We start from the raw sequence: 25,108 nt of genomic DNA, 5'->3' as shown, positions 1-25,108 counted from the left end.
TTCCGGTCATGACCACTCCGATCCTCTCCGAGTCCGAGGTGCGGGCCGCCGTCGAGCGGGAACTGCCCGGCGTCCGTGCCGACCTCGAGCGACTCGTCCGCATCCCGGGCATCGCCTTCGAGGGCTTCGACCACTCGCACGTGGAGCGTTCCGCCGAGGCGGTGGCGGAGCTGCTGCGCGGCTGCGGCCTCGACACGCGGATCGTCCGGTCCGGCGGCCAGCCCGCGGTGATCGGCACGAAGGCGGCCCCGCCCGGCGCGCCCACCGTGCTCATGTACGCGCACCACGACGTGCAGCCGGTCGGCGACCTGTCGCTGTGGGAGTCGGACCCGTTCGAGCCGGTGGAGCGTGACGGCCGCCTCTACGGCCGGGGCGCCGCCGACGACAAGGCCGGCATCATGGCGCACGTCGCCGCGCTGCGCGCGTTCGGCGACCGGCTCCCGGTCGGCGTGGTGCTGTTCATCGAGGGCGAGGAGGAGTACGGCTCGGACTCGCTGGAGCGGCTGCTCGCCGAGCACCGTGACGATCTGGCCTCCGACGTCATCGTGATCGCCGACTCCACCAACTGGGACGTCGGCGTGCCCGCGCTGACCACCTCGCTGCGCGGCATCGTCAACTGCTTCGTGGAGGTGCGCACGCTCGACCACGCGGTGCACAGCGGCATGTTCGGCGGCGCGGTGCCGGACGCGCTCACCGCGCTGGTGAAGCTGCTCGGCACGCTGCACGACGAGGCCGGTGACGTCGCGGTGGACGGACTGGTCGGCCGCGAGGGCGCCAGCGTCGACTACCCGGAGGACCGGTTCCGCGCCGAGGCCGGCCTGGTCGACGGCGCGGAACTGTTCGGCACCGGCCGGATCACCGACCGGCTCTGGACCAAGCCGGCGCTGGCGATCCTCGGTGTGGACGCGCCGGCCACCGGCGAGGCGCCGAATGCGCTGGTGCCGTCCGCGAAGGCGAAGCTGAGCGTACGGCTCGCGCCGGGCGACGACCCGAAGAAGGCGTACGCGGCGCTGACCGCGCACCTGGAGCGGCACGCGCCGTGGGGCGCGCAGGTGTCGGTGACGTTCGAGCACGACGGCGCGCCCTGCGTCATCGACGCCTCCGGGCCGATGTTCGACGCGGCGCGGTCGGCGTTCCGGGCGGCCTGGGACGGCACCGACCCGGTGGACATCGGGGTGGGCGGGTCGATCCCGTTCATCGCCACGTTCCAGGAGATGTTCCCGCAGGCCGCGATCCTGGTGACCGGGGTGGAGGACCCGCACGCGCGGGCCCACGGGCCGAACGAGAGCCTGCACCTGGGCGAGTTCGCGCGGGTGTGCCTGGCCGAGGCGCTGCTGCTGGCCCGGGTGGCGGAGGCCGGAAACCGCGGCTGAGGTGTCGAAACCGTAACTTCGGGGCCGATGTCGGAGTTTGTGGTGTGTCGGCGGGCGGGGTGTTATAGCCTTTCGAACATGCGTACGAACGACGAGATGGAGCGGCTTCAGGCCGCCGTCCGTGCTCTGGGGGACGTCGACGTCTCCGCGTGGTCCGAGGACACGCTCAACGAACAGATCGGCGAGCTCTCCGCCGCGCTGGTTACGCTCGACGCGCTGCTCACCCGGGTCGCCGAGGGCGTGCGCGGGCGCGGCCTGCGGATCGAGGAACCGGTCTCGGCCTGACCGGTTGCCGGTGACCCGGCCACCCGTGTGGTGTGCCGGGTCGCCGGATCGGCCCCGGTGTCGCAGGTGACTGGCAGGATATGGGCGTGCGTTTCGTGGAGCTGGCGGCCACCTCGGCCGCGGTCGGCGCCACCAGCGGCAGACGAGCCAAGGTGGAGCTGCTGGCCGCTGCGCTGCGCGGGCTGGAGCCGGGCGAGATCCCGGCCGGCGCCGGCTATCTCGCCGGTGAGCTGCGCCAGCGTCAGACCGGTGTCGGCTGGGCGGGCCTGCGTGACCTGCCGCCGCCGGCCGCCGAGCCGACGCTCACCGTCGCCGCCGTCGACGCGGCGATCGAGGAGATCTCCCGCGTCGCCGGCTCCGGTTCGCAGGCCCGGCGGCGGGATCTCGTCGGCCGTCTCTTCGCCGCCGCGACCGCCGACGAGCAGCGCCTGCTGACCGGCCTGTTCCGGGGCGAGCTGCGGCAGGGCGCGCAGGCCGGGCTGCTGACCGACGCGGTCGCCCGCGCCGCCGACGTACCGGTCGCGGCCGTCCGGCGTGCCCTGCTGCTCGCCGGTGACCTGCGCGCGGTGGCGGTCGCGGCGCTCACCGGCGGCGCCCCGGCGCTGGCCGGGTTCGGCCTCCAGGTGGGCCGCCCGCTCGCGCCGATGCTGGCGCAGAGCGCGCCCTCCGTCGACGAGGCGCTCACCGCCACCGGCGTGCCGGCGATGGTCGACGTGAAGCTCGACGGCATCCGCATCCAGGTGCACCGTTCCGGCTCGGACATCGCCGTGTTCACCCGCAGCCTGGACGAGATCACCGGCCGGCTGCCCCAGGTGGTGGCCGCCGTACGCGCGCTGCCCGCCCGCGAGCTGGTGCTCGACGGTGAGGCGATCGGGCTGGACGCGGCCGGCCGGCCGCTGCCGTTCCAGGAGACGTCCAGCCGGGCTGCCCGGCGCACCACGCCCAGCACCACCGGGCCGACGCAGGTCGCGCCCGCTGTGCTGGCCGCCGCCGAGCGCACCGGCGAGCCGGTGCTCACGCCGTACTTCTTCGACCTGCTGCACCTCGACGGCGCCGACCTGATCGACGCGCCCGGGCGGGAGCGGTGGGCGGCCCTGGCCCGCGCGGTCGACGCCTCGCTGCTCGTCGACCGGATCGAGGTGGACGACGCGGAGCAGGCGGCCACGGCGTTCGCCGCGGCTGTCGACGCCGGGCAGGAAGGCGTGGTCGTGAAGGACCCGGCCGCGCCCTACGACGCCGGCCGGCGCGGCTCGGCCTGGGTCAAGGTCAAGCCGCGGCACACGCTCGACCTGGTGGTGCTCGCGGTCGAGTGGGGCAGCGGCCGGCGCGAGGGGTGGCTGTCGAACCTGCACCTCGGCGCCCGTGACCCGCGAACCGGCGAGTTCGTCATGCTCGGCAAGACCTTCAAGGGGCTCACCGACGAGATGCTGCGCTGGCAGACCGAGCGGTTCCTGTCGCTCGCAGTGGAGAAGGGCGACTGGGAGGTGCGGGTCCGGCCGGTGCAGGTGGTCGAGATCGCCTTCGACGGGGTGCAGACCAGCAGCCGCTACCCGGGTGGCATGGCCCTGCGCTTCGCCCGCGTGCTGCGCTACCGCCACGACAAGAGGGCCGCCGAGGCGGACACGATCGACGCGGTCCGCGCCATCCACGCCGGCCGGCTCACCGGCTGACCGGTCCGGCTCAGGCGGAGGTGGGGGCGGCCGGCTCGGCGGCCCGGTCCACCGGCTCGCCCGGCTTGTCCAGTCCGGCGAGGCGCCGCGCCTCGCGGCGCGCCACCCAGCCGTAGCCGAACAGGCTCATCACCGCGAAGATCCACCACTGCCACACGTAGCCGAAGTTCTGCCAGTTGTTCGTGTGCCCGATCTGCACCGCCCGGAAGGCCGGGTCGGCGGCCGGCGTCTGCCCGTCGAGCAGCACGTAGCCGCCGGTCACCGGATAGGGGAGCTGCTCGGCCAGGCGGGGGATGTCGATGCGCCGGGCCTCCAGCTTCCCGTCGCGCCGGCTGACCCCGCCCCCGCCGCTCTCGCTGGCGACCACCCGGCCGGTCACTGTCACCTCGCCGCCCGGCGCCGCCGGCACCTGCGGCTGGACCGTCGCGCCTGCCCCCGGGGCGGGCGGGATCCAGCCCCGGTCGACGAGCACCGCGCTGCCGTCGGCGAGCACCAGCGGGGTGAGCACCTCGAAGCCGACCGTCCGGTCGACGGTCCGGCCGCGGATCAGGACGGTGTTCGCGCTGTCGTACCGGCCGGTGGCGGTGACCCGGCTCCAGGTCAGCTCCTCGGCCGGAGCGGGACCGACGGCACCCGCGCCGCCGGTGGGCGCGGGCAGCGCGTCGCGCAGCGGCGCGGGCGTCATGGTGGCCCCGGCGTCGATCCGGTCGTTGATCGCCGTCCGGCCCCGGTAGCGGTCCAGCTGCCAGTTGCCCAGGAACACCATCACCGTCGCGGCGACGAGCGTCAGCGCGAGGTAGCCGAGCCAGCGCGGGGTCAGCAGGAACCGGTACACGTTGGCCAAGGCTACCCGTATGAGCGATGCCACTCGCCGTCGCCGGGCAGAAACGGCGGTACGCGCGGACGTCGCGGGCCGGGCCGGACGGGTATGGTCACGCGGGCGGAAACCACCCACATCAGGAGTCGATGATGACCGACGTGCCGCGCGTCGTGCTGAGTGCGCCCTCCTCGGGTCACGGCACCGGCGCCGTCTCTCTCGGCCTGCTGGCGGCCCTCGCCGACCGGGATCTCCCGGTGGCCGGCTTCAAGGTCGGGCCGGACCAGGTGGACGCGGCGTACCTCGGGCTCGCCGCGGGCCGTCCCGGGCGCACGCTCGATCCGAGGCTGGTCGGTCCGGAGCGGATCGTCCCGCTCTTCGCGCACGGCGCGGCCGGGACCGGGTTCGCCCTGGTGCAGGGGACGATGGGCCTCTACGACTCGGTCGCCGGGCGGCCGGAGAGCGAATCCACGGCGGCGGTGGCCACCGCGCTGCGTAGCCCGGTGGTGCTCGTGGTGGACGTGGCCGCGATGGGCCAGTCGGTGGCCGCGCTGGTGCACGGCTTCCGGGCGTACGACGACGAGCTCTGGCTGGGCGGCGTGATCCTCAACCGGGTTGCCTCGCCCCGGCACGAGGCGCTGCTGCGCGAGGCGCTCGACGACGTCGGCGTGCCGGTCTACGGGGCGCTGCGCCGGCACGAGTTACCGCCGGTGCTGCCCGCCCGGCGGTACGGCACCGGTCCCGTGGTGCGCGGCGACGCCGATGCCGAACGTGGCGTACGCCGGCTCGGGGAGGCGGTGGCCGCCACCGTCGACCTCGATCGGCTGCTGGTGCTGGCCCGGTCCGCCCCGGCGCTCACCGTTCAGGCGTGGTCGCCGGAGCCGGCCGATGCCCCGGCGGCGTCGGCGGAGCGCCCGGTGGTCGCGCTGGCCGGCGGCCCGGCCGGCGCCTACAGCCACCCGGAGGTCGCCGAGCTGCTGCGCGCCGCCGGCGCCGAGGTGGTCACGCTCGATCCGCTGCGCGACGAGGCGCTGCCCGCCGGGGCGCGGGCGCTCGTCGTCGGCGGCGGGTTGCCCGAGACGTACGCGGAGCAGCTCTCCGCCAACCGCCGCCTCTGCATCGCGGTGGCCGAGCTGGCCCGCTCGGGCCGTCCGGTGATCGCCGAGGGGGCCGGCCTGCTCTGGCTGGCCCGGGAGCTGGACGGCCTGCCGATGTGCGGCGTGCTCGACGCGGTCGGCACGGTCCGGGACGGCCTGGTGGTCGGCTACCGCACGGCCACGGCGGTCACGGACAGCGTCGTGGCCCCGGCCGGTACGACGGTGACCGGGCACAAGCAGCACGCGGCAGTGCTCACGCCGCGCGCCGGTGAGCGGCCGGCCTGGCGCTGGGAGGGCGGCAACCCGGAGGGGTTCGTCCGGCAGGCCGTGCACGCCTCGCAGCTCGTGCCGCACTGGGCCGCGCACCCGGACGTCGCCGCCCGGCTGGTGGCCGCCGCGCTGGCGCCCGTGCCGGCGCCCGCCTGACCGCAAGGTGACGGAAACGTCGATCAAGGAGCTCGCGTCGGCGGATCAGGCGATCCGGACGCAAACTCCTTGATCGACTACCCGGGCGCACCCCCGGGCGGATCGGGGCGGGTCAGCCGACTATCTGGTCCGAGGGTGGGGTGAACTGGCGGGTCGGCTGACCCTTCAGGGAATCCCGCAGGGTCTGCGCCACCGCGTTCACCGGGATCTGCGACTGCCCGTCACCCACCGCGTTGAACGGATTGTCCGGGTCGGCGATGAAACTCGCCGCCGCCAGCTCCGGCGTGTAGCCGACGAACCACGCCGACCGGGTGCTGTCCGTCGTACCCGTCTTGCCGGCGACCGGCCGGCCCACGGTGCCGCGGACGCTGTCGGCCGTCGACCAGCCGCCGCAGCTCCCCTTCGCCGGGGTGTCGCCGGTCGGGCAGCGCGCCGCGTCCGTGGCGGCCCGGGCCGCGTCCGCGTTCACCACCTGGCGGCACCGCGGCTTGGCGACCTCCCGCTGCACCCCGCCCGGCGTGGTGTACGTGGCCGGTGTGCCGTCCCGGTTCATGATCGCGTTGACCGGGATGGCCTCGCAGTAGCGCCCGTCGGCGGCGATGGCGGCGTACGCGTTCGCCATCTCCAGCGGGGTGGCGTCGGAGACGCCGAGCGTGAACGCGCCCCACTTCTTCGCCTTGCCCGGCGACGCCTGTTCCTTGTCCACGTCGGTACGCCAGCGCAGCCCCAGTTGCTCGGCCAGCCGCACCCCGGCGTCCGCGCCGATCTTCTCCTCCAGCTGGACGAAGTAGGTGTTCACCGACTTGCCGAAGCCGGACCACATGGTCTGCCGCCCGGTCATCGCGCCGCTGGCGTTCGACGGGGCCCACCCGTCGTAGACGGCCGACTTGTACGTGTACGGCGAGTCGTACGCGGTGGACAGCGGCATCCCGGCGTTGAGCGCGGCGAGCATCGGGAACATCTTGAACGTCGAACCGGCCTGGTAGCCCGGGAGCGTCCCGCCGCCGAGCAGCGGCGCCACCGTGTTCGGGTAGTTCGCCTTGACCTTCGGTCCGGCCTCCGGGTTCGAGCTGTTCGGGTTCTCGGCCAGATCCAGCGAGTAGTTCCGGTTCACCGCCATCGCCTTGATCCGCCCGGTGCCGGGCTCGGCGACCACGATGCCGTTGGCGAACGGGCTGCCGGTGTTGTCCTTGGCGCCCACGTTCTTCTCCGCCGCCGCCTGCGTCTTCGGATCGAGCGCGAGCACGATCCGGTAGCCGCCGCGGCGCAGCTTGTCCATCCGTTCCAGCCGGTTCTCGCCGAACGCGGGCTGGGCGCTCCACCAGTTCTTCAGGTAGTCGCAGTAGAAGCCCCAGCTACGGTGCCCGCCGTCGATCGCGGCGCAGTCGTTCGGCGGGTCGGTCAGCTTCAGCTTGATCGGCTGGCCCTTGGCCGCCGCGGCGGCGTCGGGCGACAGGTAACCGAGGCGGGCCATGTTGTCCAGCACGTAGTTGCGCCGGCCGGTGGCCTCCTTCTGGTCGGAGGTGATCGGGTCGTACTCCGACGGCGACTTCACCAGCCCGGCCAGCGTGGCCGCCTCGACCGGGGTGAGTGTGGCCGGGGTCTTGGAGAAGAAGATCTGCGAGGCGGCGTAGATCCCGTACGCGCGGTGGCCGAAGTAGGCCGAGTTGAGGTAGCGCTCCAGGATCTGTTCCTTGGTCAGGTGCTTCTCGATGTCCAGCGCCATGCGCATCTCCTTGACCTTGCGCAGGCTGGTCTGCTGGGTCGCCTCCTGGACCTCCTTGGGCGTGGTCGCGCTGTCCCGCAGCGCCATCCGCACGTACTGCATGGTGATCGTCGAGGCGCCCTGGGAGACGCCGCCGGATCGGGCGTTGGAGACGAAAGCTCGCGCCACGCCCTTCGGGTCGACGCCGTGGTGCTGGTAGAAGCGGTTGTCCTCGGCGGCGACGATCGCCTGCTGGATGTTCGGCGACATGTTCTCGATCTTGGTGTACTGCCGGTACTCCTCGTAGAACATCGTCAGCACCGTCTTGCCGTCCGGCGCGTAGACGTACGAGGTCTCGGCCGGCAGCGCGGTCTTGAGGATGCTCGTCTTCTGTTCGATCGCGTGCGCGGTGGCCTTGGCCCCGATGCCGGTGACGGCGACCAGCGGATACAGGGCGGCGGCGACCACGATGCCGGCGATCAGCCCGGCGCGGAGAAGAGGAACGAGACGGCCAGCGGAAGCAAGGGGACGACTGCTCACGGGGTCAAGCTATGACATTTCCGATTCGGAAATGAGAAGAACTCATAAACCGGCGGACCGTGACGCGACCCACGCCGGGATGCGCTGTCCCGGGCGGCGGCTACCCGGCAGGATCGCGGACATGCCCGCACCATCGACCGGGAGCGCCGCCGCGCTCGACGAGCCCGACTTGGGCCACCACGGGGACGCCGAGGCCACGCCCGGCCTGGTCGACCTGGCGGTCAACGTGCGCCGCGCCCCGATGCCGGACTGGCTGGCCGACCCGGTCACCGCCGCGCTGGGCGACCTGGCCGCGTACCCGGACCCGGCGCCGGCCCGCGCCGCCGTCGCTCACCGGCACGGGCGACCCCCGGAAGAGGTACTCCTCACCGCCGGCGCCGCCGAGGGTTTCGTCCTGATCGCTCGCGCGTTGTCCGGCGTCCGCCACCCCGTCGTGGTGCACCCCCAGTTCACCGAGCCGGAAGCCGCGCTGCGGGCCGCCGGGCACCGGGTGGACCGGGTGCTGCTCGACCCGGCCGACGGCTTCCGCCTGGACCCGGCGAGCGTCCCGGAAGACGCCGACCTGGTCATGATCGGCAACCCCACGAACCCGACCTCCGTGCTGCACCCGGTGGAGGCGATCGCCACGCTGGCCCGCCCCGGACGGGTGCTCGTGGTCGACGAGGCCTTCGCCGACACCACCACCGCGCCGGGCGTCGACGGCGAGCCCGAGTCCCTGGCCGCGCGTCGCGACCTGCCCGGCCTCGTGGTCGTGCGCAGCCTCACCAAGACCTGGGGCCTGGCCGGGCTGCGGATCGGCTACCTGCTCGGCGACCCCGCGCTGCTGGCCCGGTTCGCCGCCGCGCAGCCGCTCTGGGCGGTCTCCACCCCCGCGCTCGCCGCCGCCACCGCCTGCGCCGCGCCGGCCGCCGTCGCCGCCGAACGCGCCGTCGCCGCCGAACTCGCCGCCGACCGCGACCACCTGGTGGCCCGCCTGTCCGGCCTGCCCGGGGTACGCGTGGCGGGCCGCCCCGCCGCCGCCTTCGTCCTGATCCACGTGGCCGGCGCCGCCGACGTGCGGGAGCGGCTGCGCGCGCACGGCTGGGCGGTACGCCGGGGCGACACGTTCCCCGGGCTCGGCCCGGACTGGCTCCGGATCGCCGTACGCGACAGGGGCACCACAGACGCGTTCATCGAGACGCTGGCACGGATCCTGGAGGCATGATGCTGGAGTCCACAGTCGCGGCGATCCGGCCGCTGGACGAGGCCGCCATGGCGGCGGCCCGCGAGTTGCAGGGGCGGCTGACCAAGCCCGCGGGCTCGCTCGGCGCCCTGGAGCCGCTCTCGGTACGCCTCGCCGGGCTGGCCGGCGCCTGCCCGCCGCCGCTGCCCGAGCCGGCCGCGGTGGCGATCTTCGCCGGTGACCACGGCGTGCACGCCCAGGGCGTGACCCCGTGGCCGCAGGAGGTCACCGCCCAGATGATCGCCAACTTCCTGGCCGGCGGCGCCGTGGTGAACGCGTTCGCCCGCCAGGCCGGCGCCTCGGTCACGGTGGTGGACGTCGGCGTGGCCATCCCGATCCCCGGCGCCGAGTCCGCCGACCCGGCCGGGCCGCGTCTGGTGTCCGCGAACGTCCGCGCCGGCACCCGCGACATGACGGTCACCGCCGCGCTCACCCGGGACGAGGCCCGCACGGCCGTCGAGACCGGTATCCGGGTCGCGGGCGAGCTGATCGACGCCGGGGCGGGCATCCTGCTCACCGGCGACATGGGTATCGGCAACACCACCCCGTCCGCCACGCTCATCGCCGCGTTCTCCGGCGTCGACGCCGCGGCGGCCACCGGCCGGGGCACCGGGGTCGACGACGAGACGTACGCCCGCAAGGTGGCGGTGGTGCGGGCCGCGCTGGCCCGGCACGAGCCCGACCCGGCCGACCCGCTGGGTGTGCTGGCGACCGTCGGCGGGCTGGAGCACGCCGCGCTGACCGGCCTGATCCTCGGCGCCGCCGCGCGCCGGGTGCCGGTGCTGCTCGACGGCGTGATCGCGGTGAGCGCCGCGGTCGCCGCCGCCGCGTTCGCGCCGGACGCGGTGGGCGCCATGGTGGCCGGGCACCGCAGCGCTGAGCCGGGCGCCACGGCGGCGCTGCGGCACCTCGGGCTGGAGCCGCTGATCGACCTGGGGCTGCGGCTCGGCGAGGGCACCGGGGCTCTGCTCGCCCTGCCGGTGGTCACCGGCGCGGTCCGGGTACTGCACGAGGTGGCGACGTTCGACTCCGCCGGGGTGGCGGAGAAGTGACCGGACCGACGTCGCCCAGCCCGTACCCCCTGGGGTTGCGGCTGGACGGGCGGCGCGTGGTCGTCGTGGGCGGGGGAGCGGTCGCCACCCGGCGGGTGCCGGCGCTGCTCGACGCCGGCGCGGACGTCCTGCTGGTCTCGCCCGAACTGACGCCGGCGCTGCGTGCCCACGTCGACGCCGGGCGGCTGCACTGGGAGCCGCGCCGGTTCGCCCCCGGTGACCTGGACGGTGCGTGGCTGGTCCAGGTGGCGGTGGACGACCGGACCGCCGCCGCCGCGGTCAGCGCCGCCGCGGCCGAGCGGCGGATCTTCTGCGTACGCGCCGACGACCGGACGGCGGCGAGCGCGTGGACGCCGGCGGTGACCCGGCACGGCCCGGTGACGGTGGCGGTCCTCGGCGGCGGCGACCCCCGCCGCGCGATGGCAGTCCGCGACGCCGTCCGGGAGTTGCTCGGAAGGAAGGGCCCCCCGTTAACGCCTGCGGTAGAGGAAGGGACCCCTGTTAACACCGGCGGCCGCGTCGCGCTCGTCGGATCCGGTCCGGGCGACCCGGAGCTGATCACCGTGAAGGGATGGCGGCTGCTCACCGAGGCCGAGGTGGTCGTCGCCGACCGGCTCGTGCCCGGACTGCTCCTGGACGAGATGCGCCCCGACGTCGAGCTGGTCGACGCCTCCAAGATCCCGTACGGGCCGTCGCGTGCCCAGGAGGAGATCAACCGGATCCTGGTGGACCGGGCCCGGGCCGGCAAGGTGGTGGTACGGCTCAAGGGCGGCGACCCGTACGTCTTCGGCCGGGGCGGCGAGGAACTGCTGGCCTGCGCCGAGGCGGGCGTACCGGTGACTGTGGTACCCGGCGTGACCAGCGCGATCGCGGTGCCCGAGGTGGCCGGCGTGCCGGTGACGCACCGGGGCGTGGCGCACGAGTTCACAGTGGTCTCCGGGCACCTCGCGCCCGACGCGCCCGCGTCGCTGGTGCGTTGGGACGCCCTGGCCGGGCTGCGCGGCACGCTGGTGATCCTGATGGGGCTGAAGAACCTCGCCGCGATCAGCGCCACCCTGATCGCGCACGGCAAGCTGGCGGACACCCCGGCCGCGGTGATCCAGGAGGGCACCACGTCGGCCCAGCGCACGCTGCGCTCCACGCTCGGCGCGGTCGCCGCCGACGTCGAGGCCGCCGCCCTGCGCCCACCCGCGATCGTGGTGGTAGGCGACGTGGTGCACGCCCTGACCCCCGCCTGACCCTCCGCCCTCGCCCTCGCCCTACGCCGCCCCGCCCCGCCCCGAGCGCGTCGATCTTGCACTTCGTGCCCGCGGGATGCCCGTTTCGGCCACCTTTGCCCGGGCCGCAACTGCAAGATCGCGGGGGCGGGGCGGGGCGGGCGGGGGCGGGGCGGGGCGGGGATGGAACGAGGGCGGCGGCGGGGACCGGAGGGTCCCCGCCGCCGCCCTCGTACGGCGTTACTGCTTGAGCATGTTGTCCAGCAGCAGGGCGCAGCGGATCAGGCCCAGGTGGCTGTACGCCTGCGGGTGGTTGCCCAGCCCGCGCTCGGCCAGCGGGTCGTACTGCTCCGGCAGCAGCCCGGTCGGCCCGGCCGTGTCGACCATCTGGGTGAACAGCTCCTCCGCGTCGCTCCGGCGGCCGGTGCGCAGGTACGCCTCGATCAGCCATGACGTGCAGATGTGGAAGCCGCCCTCCCGGCCGGGCAGGCCGTCGTCCCAGTGGTACCGGTAGACGACCGGCCCGCTGCGCAGCTCCGCCTCGATCTTGAGCACGGTGGAGAGGAAGCGCGGGTCGTCACCGGCGAGCAGCCCGGAGATGCCGATCCACAGCGACGAGGCGTCCATCTCCTCGTAGCCGTAGGCGACGCTGTACGCCTCGGCCTCCGGGTGCCAGCCGTGCTCCAGCACGTTCGAGGCGATCCGGTCGCGCAGCTCGACCCACTCGGGCCGGTCCTCGCCGCCGTGCCGCCGTACGACGTGCAGCGCCCGGTCCACGGTCATCCAGAGCATGACCTTGGAGAAGACGTGGTGCCGCGGGGGGAGGCGGGCCTCCCAGATGCCGTGGTCGGGCTCGTGCCAGCGGCGGCGTACCGCCTCGACCATGTTCTCCAGCACCCGCCACTCGTCGTCCCGGATCGAGCCCCGGGCGTCGGCGACTGCCGCGATCAGGTCCGCGACCGGGCCGAACACGTCGAGCTGGAGCTGGTGGTTGGCGAGGTTGCCGACCCGTACCGGCCGGGAGCCGGCGTAGCCGGGCAGCGTGTCGATGACCGCCTCGGCGCCCAGCTCGAAGCCGTCCACCGTGTAGAGCGGGTGCAGCCGCTCCGGGTGCCCGCCGGTGCGCTCGACCACGCCGTCGATCCAGCGCAGCAGACCTTCGGCCTCCTCGGTGGAGCCGAGGTCGACCAGCGCGCGGGCGGTCATCGCGGCGTCCCGGAGCCAGCAGTAGCGGTAGTCCCAGTTGCGGACACCGCCCAGCTCCTCGGGCAGCGACGTGGTGGCCGCGGCGAGGATCGAGCCGGTGGGCTCGTGGCAGAGCCCGCGCAGCGTCAGCGCGCTGCGGGCGACCAGGTCCCGGGCGGTGGCGGGCAGCCGCAGCGAGGCCACCCAGTCCTTCCAGGGCTGCTCGGCGGCGGCCTGCCGTTCGTGCACCGGCAGCCGGTGCGGCTCCAGGCTCTGGGTGCCGAAGCGCAGCTCCAGCACCACCTGGCCGCCGGCCGCCGACAGGTCGACCACCGCCTTCGCGGTCTCGTACCCGGCGTCGTTGGTGACCTCCCACTCGACGCCGGGGGAGTGCAGCGCGACCGGCTCGTTGGAGCCGAGCACCAGCAGGCCGTCGTCGAGCGGCTGGAGCTGCACCGCGACCTGGCCGAACTCGGGCCGTGGCGCGAACTCGACCCGGGCCCGCCCGGTGCCGCTGAGCACCCGGACCAGTGTGGAGTCGCCGCTGACCACGGCCGGGTCGTCCGGCGTGGTCTGCCGTACCGGTAGGTCGAGCCAGTCGGTCACGGTCAGGCCGGACCAGCGGGTCTCGACGGTCATCGTGTTGCTGCGGTAGCGCTGGCCGAGCGGGATGCCGCCGCGCTCCGGGCCGACCGTGAAGTGCCCGGCCGGGCTGCCGCCGACCAGGTCGGCGAAGATCGCCGCCGAGTCCGGCTTCGGGTGACACAGCCAGGTGATCTTCGCTTCCGGCGTGACGAGCGCGACGGTACGGCCGTTGGCGAGCATCGAGTGCCGCTCGATCGGCACCGCCCGCTCGCCGAACAGCCAGTGCCGCCGCGTCTCCAGCAGCAGCCCCAGCGCGCGGGCCGCCTCGATCGGCTCGGACACCCGGTAGTCGGCGCGGGTCTCGCCGGGGCCGATCTTGATGCCGACGTCCGGCCCGGTCAGGTTGCCGAACGCGTTCTCGTCGGTGACGTCGTCGCCGATGAACAGCACCGCGCTGGCGGCGAGCTGGGTCCGGAGCTGGTCGATCGCGGTGCCCTTGTTGGTGACCACCACCGACAGCTCGATGACTTCCTTGCCCTGGGTGACCGTCACGCCGTCCCAGGTCGCCGGCCCGTTGCGGACCGCCTCGACGGCCCGGGCGGCGGTGTGCGGGTCGACGCCGCGGGTGTGCACGGCGACGCTGGCGGGCTTGCGTTCCAGGCGGATGCCCGGATGTTCGGCGGCGATCTCCCGCAGCGCCTCGCGGAGCCGGTGCCGGACCGCGATCAGCTCGGGGGTGAGGCGCTCGACGAAGCCGATGTCGAACTCCGAGCCGTGGCTGCCGACGAGGTGCACCTCGCTGGGCAGCCGGGAGAGCGTGGCCAGGTCGCGCAGCGCGCGGCCGGAGACCACCGCGACGCTGGTCTGCGGCAGCGAGGCCAGAGCGCGTACCGCGGCCACCGACTCCGGCAGCGGAACGGCCTTGCTCGGGTCCTCGACGATCGGCGCGAGCGTGCCGTCGTAGTCGCAGGCGACCAGAAGCTGCGGAACCCGGGCGATGCGGCCGATCGCGGCACGCAGTTCGGGATCCAGCACGCCGCCGTGTGCGGCGGCGAGGGCGGGCGAGGTCACGCAGCCTCCGTATCTCCGACGCCGAGCTCGCTGAGGAACGACTTGGCCCAGTGGCCCACGTCGTGGCTGCGCAGATGGCGTTGCATGACGCGCATCCGGCGGCGGGCTTCGGGCTTTTCGACATGCACGGCCCGCAGCAACGCGTCCTTCACCGCGTCCGGGTCGTGGGGATTACACAGGAACGCCTGGCGCAGCTCGGTGGCAGCGCCGGCGAACTCACTGAGCACGAGCGCGCCGCCCTGGTCGGCGCGCGATGCGACGTACTCCTTGGCCACCAGATTCATTCCGTCTCGCAGCGGGGTCACCATCATGACGTCGGCCGCGACGTACATCGCGGCCAGTTCGGAGCGACTGTACGACTGATGCAGATAATGCACTGCAGGCACGCCGACCCGGCCGAATTCACCATTGATCCGGCCAACCTCGCGTTCCACCTTCACCCGAAGTGCCTGGTAGTGCTCCACACGCTCGCGGCTGGGCGTGGCGACCTGCACCATAACCGCGTCCGGAACTGTCAACTTTCCGTCAGCGAGGAGTTCGCGGAAGGCCTTCAGGCGGAGTTCGATGCCCTTGGTGTAGTCGAGCCGGTCGACGCCCAGGATGATGGTCTTCGGGTTGCCCAGCTCCTCGCGGATCTGCTTGGCCCGGGCCTGGATCGCCGGGTCCTCGGCCAGCCGCTCCATCTCCTTGGTGTCGATCGAGATGGGGAACGCGCCCGCCTTCACCTGCCGGCCGTCGACCTGGATCATCTGGCCCTCGTAGCGCAGGCCGAGCAGGTGCCGGGCCAGCCGGACGAAGTTCTGCGCCGCCAGCCGCTGCTGGAAACCGACAAGGTCCGCGCCGAGCAGGCCGCGCAGGATCTCGGTGCGGAACGGCATCTGCATGAACAGCTCGATCGGCGGGAACGGGATGTGCAGGAAGAAGCCGATCCGCAGGTCCGGCCGCAGCTCGCGGAGCATCGCCGGCACCAGCTGGAGCTGGTAGTCCTGGACCCAGACCGTGGCGCCCTCGGCCGCCACGTCGGCCGCGGCCTCCGCGAACCGGGCGTTCACCAACCGGTACGCCTCGCGCCAGCGGCGCTTGTACGCGGGTGTCTCCACGGCGTCGTGGTAGAGCGGCCAGATCGTCGCGTTCGACTGGCCCTCGTAGTAGCGCTCCAGCTCCTCGGCGCTCAACGGCACCGGGTGCAGGCGGATGCCCTCCAGGTCGAACGGCTCGGGCGCGGCGCCGGTGCCGCCGGCCCACCCCACCCAGGTGCCCTGGTGCTCGGCGAGCACCGGGTGCAGCGCGGTCACCAGCCCGCCCGGGCTGCGCCGCCACTGCCGCCCCTCGGGTGTGCTCACCTCGTCGACCGGCAGGCGGTTGGCCACTACGACAAAGGAGCTACGGACGGTCACGATCGGCCACCTCCGGGTACTGACGGGTCCACCGCGATGAGCGTACTGAGCGTAGCTGCGGCCTCTGTTCCCCCGTGCCGGAGTTACCTACCCGTCCCAGAACCGCCGAACCCACCGCGTGATCTTGTCGACACCGGTGGCTCAGAGGTCGATGATCGGCCACTCCTTCGGCAGCACCTCACCGAGCAGCTCCCGCCGGTCCGTCACGATCGGCACGAGCGGATTGGCGGCGGCCTCCATGGCCAGCTGCGCGAGATCCATCCGCCCGGTCATCCGCCGCGACCAGCCTCCGAGGTAGGCGCACATGTCAGGTTCCACGGGGGTGATCTGCACCTGCGGCAGGGCGGCCAGCAGTTCCAGAAGCTCCCACTGCGGAGCCGTGGCCTGCTGATGGGCATGCGCCAGGCAGAGGGCGGGCACCAGCACGTCACGCGCGTAGTCGGCGGCCTCGGCGATCCTCGCACCGACGTCCTTGGCGCCCGAGGCATAGGCCAGCAGCGCGGCCGTGTCGAGCGCCAGGCCGAACTGCGTCACCGCCGCGCCTTCGCCCTGGCCGCAAGGACCTCCGACTGGAGCCGGGTGGCCCGCTCACGAAGCTCGGGCGTGATACTCGCGGTGAGCTGCTGCATCTCCGCGTGGGCCCGGGCCACGTCCTCGTCGGTGATCGTGACACCGGCGCGAGCGAGCAGCACCCGCGTCTGCTCGCCGGCCATCTGCCGACGCACGGCGCGCGCTACGAAGGCGGACACGTTCGGCTCCTTGGCCAGCCGCTCCGCGACGTCGTCCGGCAGGCTCACGGCGATCTTCTTGGTCATACGCCAAGGCTATTCAGTCATACCCGCGCCGGCAAGGAGGCGCGCCACCGTACCCCTGGGGTGGGGTGATGTGGGCGTGGCGGTCCGTACCTGTCAGGATTGACGGCGGCGTGCGTGCGGCCGGCTCCCGGCCGGCGGCGGCGGGCGGAGATCGACGCCCGCGCCCCGCACCCGACAAGCCCGCGAACGCAACCGACGGAGGTAGCCCGCACCGTGGCCCAGTTCATCTACGTCCTGGACAAGGCGCGCAAGGCGCACGGCGACAAGGTCGTGCTCGACAACGTGACGCTGAACTTCCTGCCGGGTGTCAAGATCGGGGTGGTCGGTCCGAACGGCGCCGGTAAGTCCAGCCTCCTCAAAATCATGGCAGGGCTGGACCGGCCGAGCAACGGCGAGGCCCGGCTCATGCCCGGCTACTCCGTCGGCATGCTCGCGCAGGAGCCGCCGCTCAACGAGGAGAAGACGGTCCTCGGCAACGTCGAGGAGGCGGTCGCCGAGACCAAGGCCAAGCTGGAGCGGTTCAACGCCATCGCCGAGCAGATGGCCACCGACTACTCCGACGAGCTGATGGAGGAGATGGGCAAGCTCCAGGAGGAGCTGGACGCCGCCGACGCGTGGGACATCGACTCCAAGCTCGAACTCGCGATGGACGCGCTGCGCTGCCCGCCGCCGGACGCCGACGTCACCAAGCTCTCCGGTGGAGAGCGCCGCCGGGTCGCGCTGTGCAAGCTGCTGCTGGAGGCGCCGGACCTGCTGCTGCTCGACGAGCCCACCAACCACCTGGACGCGGAGAGCGTGCAGTGGCTGGAGCAGCACCTGGCCAAGTACGCCGGCACCGTCCTGGCGATCACCCACGACCGGTACTTCCTGGACAACGTGGCCAACTGGATCCTGGAGCTGGACCGCGGCCGGGCCTACCCGTACGAGGGCAACTACTCCACCTACCTGGAGAAGAAGGCCGCCCGGCTCTCCGTCGAGGGACGCCGCGACGCCAAGATGAAGAAGCGGCTGTCCGAGGAACTGGAGTGGGTCCGCTCGAACGCCAAGGCTCGGCAGACCAAGTCCAAGGCCCGCCTGGACCGCTACGACGAGATGGCCGCCGAGGCGGAGAAGACCCGGAAGCTGGACTTCGAGGAGATCCAGATCCCGCCGGGCCCGCGACTGGGCAACACGGTCATCGAGGCGCAGAACCTCACAAAGGCGTTCGGCGACCGGGTGCTGATCGACGACCTGTCGTTCTCGCTGCCCCGCAACGGCATCGTCGGCATCATCGGCCCGAACGGCGTCGGCAAGACCACGCTGTTCAAGACCATCGTCGGGCTGGAGCAGCCGACCAGCGGCTCGGTCCGGGTCGGCGAGACGGTCTCGCTGTCGTACGTCGACCAGAACCGGCAGGGCCTGGACGGCGACAAGACGGTCTGGGAGGTCGTCTCCGACGGGCTGGACCACCTCATGGTGGGCAAGGTCGAGATGCCGTCCCGGGCGTACATCGCGGCGTTCGGCTTCAAGGGGCCGGACCAGCAGAAGCCGACGAAGGTGCTCTCCGGCGGCGAGCGCAACCGGCTCAACCTGGCGCTGACGCTGAAGATCGGCGGCAACGTGATCCTGCTCGACGAGCCGACGAACGACCTGGACGTGGAGACGCTGTCCAGCCTGGAGAACGCGCTGCTGGAGTTCCCCGGCTGCGCCGTGGTCATCTCCCACGACCGGATGTTCCTGGACCGGGTCGCCACGCACATCCTGGCCTGGGAGGGCGACGACCAGAACCCGGCAAAGTGGTTCTGGTTCGAGGGCAACTTCGAGGCGTACGAGAAGAACAAGATCGACCGGCTCGGCGCCGAGGCGGCCCGGCCGCACCGGGTGACCTACCGCAAGCTCACCCGTGACTGACCGCTTCGTCTACCACTGCGCGTTGCGCTGGTCCGACCTGGACGCGTACGGCCACGTCAACAACGCCCGCTTCCTCACGCTCTACGAGGAGGCCCGGGTGGCGATGATGTTCGCCGGTGGCCGGGCGTGGGGAGTGGGCTCGTTCGCCGACGGGGTGGTCATCCGCCGGCACGAGGTCGACTACCTGCGCCCGGTCGACTACGCGCTCGGCCGGGCCAGCGCGGAGGCGGCCCCGACCGTGCGGATCGAGCTGTGGGTGGACCAGATCCGCAACGCCTCGTTCTCGGTCGCCTACGAGCTGTACGACGGCGACACGCTGGCCAGCACCGCCCGGTCGGTGCTGGTGCCGTTCGACCTCGCCGCCCAGCGGCCACGCCGGATCTCGCCGGACGAGCGCGCGTTCCTGCTCCGCTACGCGCCGGGGCTGAGCGGATGACGACCGGGCACGGGCTGACCGGGGTGGCCGACGCGGGGGCCTTCCTGGCCCGGCTGGTCCGGTTCGACCCGGCCACGGTGGTCCGCCTGCGGCCGGTGCCCGGCGCCGGGCGTACGGCGCTCTGGGCGCGGCTGCCCTGGGGGGTGCTCGTGGTCCGTACCGTGCCCGGCGCCGCCCCCGGTGACGTCACGGTGGCCGCGGGGGAGCTGCTGGCCGAACTCTCCGCCGGGGGCGCGGCGCTGCCGGTACGGCGGGACGACGGCTGGCGCTGGCAGCTCCCACCGGCTGCCAGCCGCGTGGTGGAGACGCTGCCCGGCGCGGAGTTGCGCCGGATCGCGGAGGCGGCGGCCGGGACGCTGCGCGAGGCGGCCACGCACGGGGTGGCCGGCCGCGCGGTGGGTCAGCGGGTGCTGCGGGACGCGTTGCTGGACCACGTCGCCGTGGTGGTGACGCCGGACGAGGACCCGCGCACGCCGGTGGAGGTGTCGCAGCGGCTGGTGCAGGGTCTGGTCCGGATGGGCTTCGCCGGTAGCGGCGAGGACGACGTTCAGGTGCGGGTCGCCGGCCGGTGGGTCGGGCTCGTCGGTCCGTTCGGGGCGGTGTGGTCGCGTACCGTCGCCGATCTTGCACTCAGGCCGATGCCGGGTCAGCCGAAAGTATGACCCATCATCGGCCTTCCGGTTTGGGGCGGCCGTTGGGGGGATGCCTCATGCCGCCTGTCCGGGTACCGTCCTTCCTCGGATCCAACGCACCGTAGGCGATTGGATCCGCTGGGGAGTGAGGTGCGCGAGCGATGCCGTGGTGGTCATGGCGCCCTGGTCCCGCCGCTGGCGGCGAACCGGAGACTCGAAGCGGAGTCACAGTGGATGACACCATCCGGGTGGGGCCACCTACCCCGCGTCAGCCGGGAGACGACGCGCCGGCACCCGAGCGCCCGGCCCTGGCGGACATGCCGGCCACTGTCGCCCCGGTCACCCTGAGCCGGGTCTGCGACGCGCTCGACCTGCTGGACGTGCGCTACCTGGCCGACGGCGGCGGCAACCTGCTGGCCATGTGGGAGCGGCACGCCGTGCTCGTCGCGCTGGAGGGCCCGGAGGACGAGATCCTGGTGATGCGGGCCCGCCCGCACGCCACCGTCCCGCCGGACTGGGCCGACCGGGCGTACCGGGTGGTCAACGAGTGGAACCACACCCGCCGCTTCTGCAAGGCGTACATCGGCGACCCGACCGAGCGCGGCCAGCTCCCGATCTACGCCGAACTCCAGGTCCCGCTCGGCGCCGGGGCCCACGACGCGCTGCTCGTCGAGATGCTCGACTGCGGCGCCGCGGTCGCCACCACGTTCGTCGACTGGCTGCACGACGAGGGCGCGCTGCTCTGAGAGCCGGGCGGCTCAGCCGGCCGCCGGGTCCTCCATCACGTTCACCATGAAGTAGGCGGCCCGCTCCAGGTAGTCCCAGAGCGCGCCGGCGAGCTGCGGCGGCAGGTCCAGCGCGTCCACCGCCCGGCGCATGTGCAGCAACCAGGCGTCGCGCTCCGCGGCGCCGATCCGGAACGGGGCGTGCCGCATCCGCAGCCGGGGGTGCCCGCGCTGCTCGGAGTAGGTGTGCGGCCCACCCCAGTACTGGATGAGGAAGAGGGTCAGCCGGTCCGCCGCCGGGCCCAGATCCTCCTCCGGGTACATCGGCCGCAGCAGCGGGTCCTCGGCGACGCCGGCGTAGAACTCGTCCACCAGCTTGCGGAAGGCCGGTTCACCGCCGATCGCCTCGAAGAGGGTCATCGACTCGCCTGGGGAAGTCACGCTTCCATCCTGCCAGGTGCGCCCCCGCGGTCGCGCCCGCCCGCGGGGCGGCGCGGATCACGTCACCGCGTGCCGGCGCCGGCCGTGCTCCCGGCCCCGGTCGCCCGCAGCCGGGCCACGCGCGGCGTGCGTGGGCGCGGCGGCGTCCGGGGCCGACTCGGCGCGGGCAGCCGCGATCGCCGCGTCGATGGTGCGCGGCCGAGGCCAGGCGAACGCCGCGACGAGCATCAGCAGCACGCCCGCCGCACTCCACGCGCCGACCACCGACGGGACGGAGAACCGCTCGGCGAGGGCGCCGGTGGCGAGCACCGCGGCGCCCTGGATGACCTGGGTGCCGGTGGCCATCACCCCGAACGCCCGGGCCCGGTAGCCGTCCGGCAGGGCCTGCACGAACAGCCCGTTGGCGACCGGCACCAGCCCGGCGACGGCGAAGCCGCACGCCGCGGCGAGCAACGCCACCACGGACGGGGCCGGGTCGAGGAGCGCGGGCACGAGCACCGCCGGCGCGATCACCATCAGCGGCCGCATCAGCGCCAACCGGCGCGCCGGGGCGATCAGCCGCCCGATGATCACCCCGCCGAGGACGTATCCGACCGGACCGGCGGCCATGATGACCGCCTGGGCGGTGCCGGCGTCCATCGTGCCGTCGGTGCGCTCGGCGGCCCAGCCGGCGGCCAGCCCTTCGGGGACGATCGAGAACAGCATCGCGCTGAACACCAGCATCGCGATGGCCCGCAGCACCGGCCGTTCGAAGACGATGCGGAAGCCCTGGCCGGTCTCCCGCAGCAGGTGGCTGCGGTGCTTCGCGGTCATCGTCGACGGCCGGTCGCGTACGCCGACGCGGACCAGCAGGGCCGACAGGGCGAAGGTCGCCGCGTTGACGAGCAGCGCGGCGTTCGGGTTCAGCGCGGCGATGGTCGCGCCGATCAGGTAGCCGACGACCTGGGCGGCCTGGGACGCGCTGGTGAACGCGGACAGGCCCACCACCAGCCGGTCGCCGGTGAGGATCTGCGGCATCACCGCCGAGCGCGCCGCCTGGCTCGGCGGATTCGCGAGCGTGGCCAGGAAGATCAGCGCGAGGACCGACCAGGCCGGCATGAACGGCATGGCGACGAGCACCATCAGCGCCATCCGGATCAGGTCGCAGATCACCATGACCCGGCGGTAGCGGTGCCGCTCGGCGAGCGCGGAGAGCAACGGGCCACCGAGCAGCCAGGGCAGATAGCTGACCGCGAACGCGGCGGCGGAGAGCGCGACCGATTCGGTCTCGCGCAGCACGAGCACGGTGACCGCGGCCTTGGCGAGATAGTCGCCGACCCAGGAGAGGATGTTGGCGGCGAAGAGCGCCCGGAACTCCGGCTGACCGAACACGTCGCGGAAGGTGGCCGGGCCCTCCTGGGCGGGTCGCTCGTCGGACACCGTCGCCTCCATCGTTCCTGGTCGACCACTTGTGATGGCCCGACCGGGAACCGTCGTCAGATCAACCGATCAGCGAGGACACGAGCACGCTCCCCGGTGGAGCGTGTTCACCGGATTCTGCCCGATCGTCTGACAACTGGCTAGGGTGAACGGATTGATCGTCGCATCTCCGACTGAACCGAACGGACGATACCCGAGGGGCCGCGCGGAGCGCGACCCCCGGAAAATAGTCCGGCTTGTCCGGCGACTCAGGTGGGTCCGCTGGTCCCCGTGCCCTCGGCCGTGGGCGTCGCCGGCGTCTGGGGCGGCAGCCCGGGGAAGAGCCGGGCCGCCGCGATCTGCGCCGTGATCCCGGAGTTCTCCAGCGCCTCGGCGAGGCGGCGGCGCAGCTCCCGGCCCACCGCGAACTGCCCGTCCGCGGTGGTCTTGACGACGGTACGGATCACCGTGCCGTCCACGGTGATCTGCTCGACGCCGAGGACCTCCGGCGCCTCGACGATCTTCGGCGCCAGCTCCGGGTCCAGCGCCACCGACGCCGCCGCGGTACGCAGCACCGCCGTGGCCTCCTCGGTGCCGGCGAAGCCGATCGGCAGGTCGACCACGACCAGGGCCCAACCCTGACTCTTGTTGCCGACGCGGACGATCTCCCCGTTGCGGATGTACCAGAGCACCCCGCGGCCGTCACGGACCGTGGTCACCCGCAGGCCCACCGCCTCCACCACGCCCGTCGCCTCGCCGAGGTCGACCGTGTCACCGACGCCGTACTGGTCCTCGATCAACATGAACAGGCCGGCGATCAGGTCCTTGACCAGGCTCTGCGCGCCGAAACCGAGCGCCACGCCGGCGATGCCCGCGCTGGCCAGCAGCGGGGCCAGGTCGAAGCTGAACTCCTTGAGCACCATCAGCAACGCGATGCCGAACACGAACGCGGTGACCATGCTGCGCAGCACCGACCCGATCGCCTCGGCCCGCTGCCGCCGCCGCTCCGGCACGAACTGGTCCGGGTCGAGCGTGGCGCTGGGAATCCGTTCCCGCAGCGGGCGGAGCATGGTCGGCACCGCGCCGTCGGTGGTGGTCCGCACCAGCCGGTTGATGGTCCGGTGCAGCGCCCAGCGGGCGGCCACCGCGAGCAGCAGGATCAGCGCCACCCGCAGCGGCTTGAACAGGATCCAGTAGCTGCTCTCGGCGAACCAGGCGGAGTCGGTGACCCGGTACACCCACTCGCAGGAGCTGCTGCCCTGGCAGTCCGGCCGCCGGTCGGAGACGGCGGACAGCAGGGCGGAGATCAGGTCGGAGAGATTCACAGTGCTTTCGTACCGCACCCGCGTCGCCCGTCCGGCGCGGACCCACCGCCGGCCGGGCAACCCGCCCTGCTTCCTGCTCCGTTGTACCGGGGGGCGGCAAAAACGGGGGCCCCGCGACTGGCCGTCCAGCGCGCAGATGGGCGGAGCAAGGGGAAAAGCGACATGACGGAGGAACTCTTAGGCGCGCGCCGATCCTGGTCCCGTCGTCAGGTGCTGACGGTGGTGGCGGCGGCGGCCGGCGCCGCGCCGCTGGTGGCGACCGGGGCGGCGAAACTGTCCGCCGAATCGCCGGTCAAGTTCCGCAGCGACCCGTTCGAGATCCGCGATCTGCCGCAGGGGCAGCGGCCCTACTACAGCGGCGTGCGGCTCCCGCTCGTCGACACGGGCACGCACGACGAGCACGGCGTACGCATGGCGCTGCTCACCGGGAAGCTCTACGACCATCCGGTGGCCCAGGCCCAGTACGGCATCAACCTGCTGGAGAGTTACCGGGTCACCGGCGATCAGGTGTACCTCAAGCGGGCGATGGCGCAGGCGCAGCGCCTGATCGACAGGCGGGTCGTGCGGCGGGACGCCTGGTTCTACCCGTACCGGTTCCGGCACGCCATGCACCGCGGCACCGACGTCTACGAGACGCCGTGGTACTCGATGATGGCCCAGGGGCAGGCGATGAGCCTCTTCGTCCGGCTGGCGCAGATCGTCGGCGAGCGCACCCACTGGCGGCAGGCGGCCGACTCGACGTTCGCGTCCTACCTGCTCCCGCCGGTGGGCGGCCTGCCGTGGGGGGTGTACGTCAAGGACGGGCTGCTCTGGCTTGAGGAGTACGCCCACCCGACGCGGGTGCGCGGCGACCAGACCTACAACGGGCACGTCTTCTCGGCCTTCGGGCTCTGGGACTACTGGAGCCTGAGCCGCGACGCCCGGGCCCGCCAGATGCTCCAGGGCGCGATCACCACCGCCCGGGACGCCCACCACCTCGTCCGCACCCGCCAGTGGCGGAGCCGGTACTGCCTCACCCACCGCAAGGACGCGGGCATGTACCACTCGACGCACATCATCCAGCACGCCGTGCTGCACGCGATCACCGGCGACCCGACATTCGCCGGGATCATGGACCTGTTCTACTCCGACCACCCCACCTACGGGGTGTCCGGAACGATCCGGCTCGCCCCGGGGGACCACGTCGGCTACAAGTTCGACGCGGCCGGCACGGTCCTGGACCGCAAGCGGATCTCCCTGACCAGGCCGACCGAGGCGGCCTCCACGGAACGGCACAAGGTGATGCGGCAGACCGGCATCTGGTACGACATCAGCGAGGGGAGCCTGAGCGGCTACCTGGTCCAGGAGATCCCCGGCCGGTCGTACCAGATCGGGAGAGCGGCGCCGATCGGCTACCGCATCCCGCGCTCGGCGGTGGTCGTCGCCGCGCCCGGCAGGGCGTACTCCCTGGACGACGCCGGGAAGGTGACGGCGGTGACCGCCGGCCTCGCCGTCGGTGACACCGTGACAGTGGATCTGCGCGCCGCCATCGACGGCGTCCAGCACTACCGCCTGGCCGCCGGCCCGCACGAGGGCCAGTGGGTCCGGCTGGGCACCCTGCGTAGCGTGGGCACGGCGTAGCGCGAGCGCGCCGGACCGCCCCGGTGCGGGTGATCCGGTGGGCCGCTTGCAGATTCGTGCGTGCAATCGAGGGCGCGATCAGGGACTATTGGCGCAACGGACGTCGGTGATCCGGCCGGCGTCGGAATTCGTTCCGCGCTGTTCGCGGGCGGTTCCGGCGCGCAGACGGCGGGAGCGGCTGGAC

The 25,108-nt window shown here is 73.1% G+C and carries 21 protein-coding genes; 12 read left to right on the top strand and 9 right to left on the bottom strand.

The genetic code is table 11. From position 1 onward, the window contains the following. Positions 1 to 8 precede the first annotated feature (8 nt). The 3 genes from J3R08_RS25050 to J3R08_RS25040 all read left to right on the top strand — a co-directional run bounded on the left by J3R08_RS25050 (position 9) and on the right by J3R08_RS25040 (position 3,328). Positions 9 to 1,373: a dipeptidase gene (locus J3R08_RS25050; protein ID WP_064448658.1), complete on the top strand. Its 1,365-nt coding sequence runs from the start codon at positions 9 to 11 to the stop codon at positions 1,371 to 1,373. A 78-nt stretch (positions 1,374 to 1,451) separates the two neighbouring features. Continuing rightward, positions 1,452 to 1,658, top strand: a complete 207-nt coding sequence (locus J3R08_RS25045) for a hypothetical protein (protein ID WP_030273275.1) — start codon at positions 1,452 to 1,454, stop codon at positions 1,656 to 1,658. An 86-nt stretch (positions 1,659 to 1,744) separates the two neighbouring features. Continuing rightward, positions 1,745 to 3,328 (top strand): ATP-dependent DNA ligase, encoded by a 1,584-nt coding sequence (locus tag J3R08_RS25040; protein WP_209962968.1) that lies wholly within the window; start codon positions 1,745 to 1,747, stop codon positions 3,326 to 3,328. A 10-nt stretch (positions 3,329 to 3,338) separates the two neighbouring features. Here J3R08_RS25040 and J3R08_RS25035 read toward each other — a convergent pair whose 3' ends face one another. Then, on the bottom strand, positions 3,339 to 4,163 hold the full coding sequence (locus J3R08_RS25035; protein ID WP_043330989.1) for an SURF1 family protein: 825 nt from the start codon (positions 4,161 to 4,163) through the stop codon (positions 3,339 to 3,341). 134 nt (positions 4,164 to 4,297) lie between these two features. Here J3R08_RS25035 and J3R08_RS25030 point away from each other — a divergent pair, with 134 nt between their 5' ends. Continuing rightward, positions 4,298 to 5,668 (top strand): cobyrinate a,c-diamide synthase, encoded by a 1,371-nt coding sequence (locus J3R08_RS25030; RefSeq protein ID WP_064448657.1) that lies wholly within the window; start codon positions 4,298 to 4,300, stop codon positions 5,666 to 5,668. A 112-nt stretch (positions 5,669 to 5,780) separates the two neighbouring features. Here the strand turns inward: J3R08_RS25030 and J3R08_RS25025 are convergent, their stop codons facing one another. Then, entirely contained in the window at positions 5,781 to 7,913 is a 2,133-nt protein-coding gene (locus tag J3R08_RS25025) for a transglycosylase domain-containing protein (RefSeq protein WP_069087290.1), read from the bottom strand. Between the two features lie 121 nt (positions 7,914 to 8,034). On the opposite strand from J3R08_RS25025, the gene cobC reads away from it, so the two are divergent. Genes cobC through cobA form a run of 3 tightly spaced genes read left to right on the top strand, consistent with a single transcriptional unit; the run spans position 8,035 to position 11,425 of the window. Continuing rightward, complete coding sequence (gene cobC, locus J3R08_RS25020; protein WP_209962966.1) at positions 8,035 to 9,117, top strand: Rv2231c family pyridoxal phosphate-dependent protein CobC; 1,083 nt, start codon at positions 8,035 to 8,037, stop codon at positions 9,115 to 9,117. Continuing rightward, on the top strand, positions 9,117 to 10,187 hold the full coding sequence (cobT, locus tag J3R08_RS25015; RefSeq protein ID WP_209964414.1) for a nicotinate-nucleotide--dimethylbenzimidazole phosphoribosyltransferase: 1,071 nt from the start codon (positions 9,117 to 9,119) through the stop codon (positions 10,185 to 10,187). Before cobC ends, cobT begins: the two co-directional genes overlap by 1 nt. After that, the gene (gene cobA, locus J3R08_RS25010; protein WP_209962965.1) at positions 10,184 to 11,425 is read left to right on the top strand and encodes a uroporphyrinogen-III C-methyltransferase; all 1,242 of its coding nucleotides are present in this window, start codon (positions 10,184 to 10,186) and stop codon (positions 11,423 to 11,425) included. Before cobT ends, cobA begins: the two co-directional genes overlap by 4 nt. A gap of 219 nt (positions 11,426 to 11,644) precedes the next feature. Here the strand turns inward: cobA and otsB are convergent, their stop codons facing one another. The 4 genes from otsB to J3R08_RS24990 form a co-directional block, all read right to left on the bottom strand. Beyond that, entirely contained in the window at positions 11,645 to 14,245 is a 2,601-nt protein-coding gene (gene otsB / locus J3R08_RS25005; RefSeq protein WP_043328885.1) for a trehalose-phosphatase, read from the bottom strand. Beyond that, positions 14,242 to 15,642, bottom strand: coding sequence for a trehalose-6-phosphate synthase (locus tag J3R08_RS25000; protein ID WP_043328887.1), 1,401 nt, complete (start codon positions 15,640 to 15,642; stop codon positions 14,242 to 14,244). Before J3R08_RS25000 ends, otsB begins: the two co-directional genes overlap by 4 nt. A 141-nt stretch (positions 15,643 to 15,783) precedes the next feature. Continuing rightward, positions 15,784 to 16,176, bottom strand: coding sequence for a hypothetical protein (locus J3R08_RS24995; protein WP_051611384.1), 393 nt, complete (start codon positions 16,174 to 16,176; stop codon positions 15,784 to 15,786). Next, positions 16,173 to 16,457, bottom strand: a complete 285-nt coding sequence (locus J3R08_RS24990; RefSeq protein ID WP_113974807.1) for a hypothetical protein — start codon at positions 16,455 to 16,457, stop codon at positions 16,173 to 16,175. The genes J3R08_RS24995 and J3R08_RS24990 overlap by 4 nt, the downstream gene beginning before the upstream one ends. 213 nt (positions 16,458 to 16,670) lie before the next feature. Here J3R08_RS24990 and ettA point away from each other — a divergent pair, with 213 nt between their 5' ends. The 4 genes from ettA to J3R08_RS24970 all read left to right on the top strand — a co-directional run bounded on the left by ettA (position 16,671) and on the right by J3R08_RS24970 (position 20,161). Then, positions 16,671 to 18,347, top strand: coding sequence for an energy-dependent translational throttle protein EttA (ettA, locus tag J3R08_RS24985; protein WP_043328893.1), 1,677 nt, complete (start codon positions 16,671 to 16,673; stop codon positions 18,345 to 18,347). After that, on the top strand, positions 18,340 to 18,783 hold the full coding sequence (locus J3R08_RS24980) for a thioesterase family protein (protein WP_043328894.1): 444 nt from the start codon (positions 18,340 to 18,342) through the stop codon (positions 18,781 to 18,783). The genes ettA and J3R08_RS24980 overlap by 8 nt, the downstream gene beginning before the upstream one ends. After that, complete coding sequence (locus J3R08_RS24975) at positions 18,780 to 19,445, top strand: hypothetical protein (protein ID WP_043328896.1); 666 nt, start codon at positions 18,780 to 18,782, stop codon at positions 19,443 to 19,445. The genes J3R08_RS24980 and J3R08_RS24975 overlap by 4 nt, the downstream gene beginning before the upstream one ends. A gap of 131 nt (positions 19,446 to 19,576) precedes the next feature. Beyond that, complete coding sequence (locus J3R08_RS24970) at positions 19,577 to 20,161, top strand: YbjN domain-containing protein (protein ID WP_043328898.1); 585 nt, start codon at positions 19,577 to 19,579, stop codon at positions 20,159 to 20,161. Between the two features lie 12 nt (positions 20,162 to 20,173). On the opposite strand, the gene J3R08_RS24965 is transcribed toward J3R08_RS24970, so the two are convergent. The 3 genes from J3R08_RS24965 to J3R08_RS24955 form a co-directional block, all read right to left on the bottom strand. Further along, on the bottom strand, positions 20,174 to 20,560 hold the full coding sequence (locus J3R08_RS24965; protein ID WP_051611386.1) for a globin: 387 nt from the start codon (positions 20,558 to 20,560) through the stop codon (positions 20,174 to 20,176). Positions 20,561 to 20,638: 78 nt separating this feature from the next. Then, positions 20,639 to 22,012: an MFS transporter gene (locus J3R08_RS24960; RefSeq protein WP_064448651.1), complete on the bottom strand. Its 1,374-nt coding sequence runs from the start codon at positions 22,010 to 22,012 to the stop codon at positions 20,639 to 20,641. Between the two features lie 236 nt (positions 22,013 to 22,248). Further along, complete coding sequence (locus J3R08_RS24955) at positions 22,249 to 23,304, bottom strand: mechanosensitive ion channel family protein (protein WP_231915658.1); 1,056 nt, start codon at positions 23,302 to 23,304, stop codon at positions 22,249 to 22,251. Between the two features lie 162 nt (positions 23,305 to 23,466). On the opposite strand from J3R08_RS24955, the gene J3R08_RS24950 reads away from it, so the two are divergent. After that, positions 23,467 to 24,924, top strand: coding sequence for a D-glucuronyl C5-epimerase family protein (locus J3R08_RS24950; protein ID WP_209962962.1), 1,458 nt, complete (start codon positions 23,467 to 23,469; stop codon positions 24,922 to 24,924). Positions 24,925 to 25,108: the final 184 nt, after the last annotated feature.

The sequence above is a fragment of the Micromonospora sp. HB375 genome, from assembly GCF_017872985.1.
Lineage (GTDB): Bacteria > Actinomycetota > Actinomycetes > Mycobacteriales > Micromonosporaceae > Micromonospora > Micromonospora chalcea.
The sequence above is the reverse complement of the archived record's forward strand: the minus strand, read 5'-3'. Positions and strand labels throughout refer to the sequence as shown.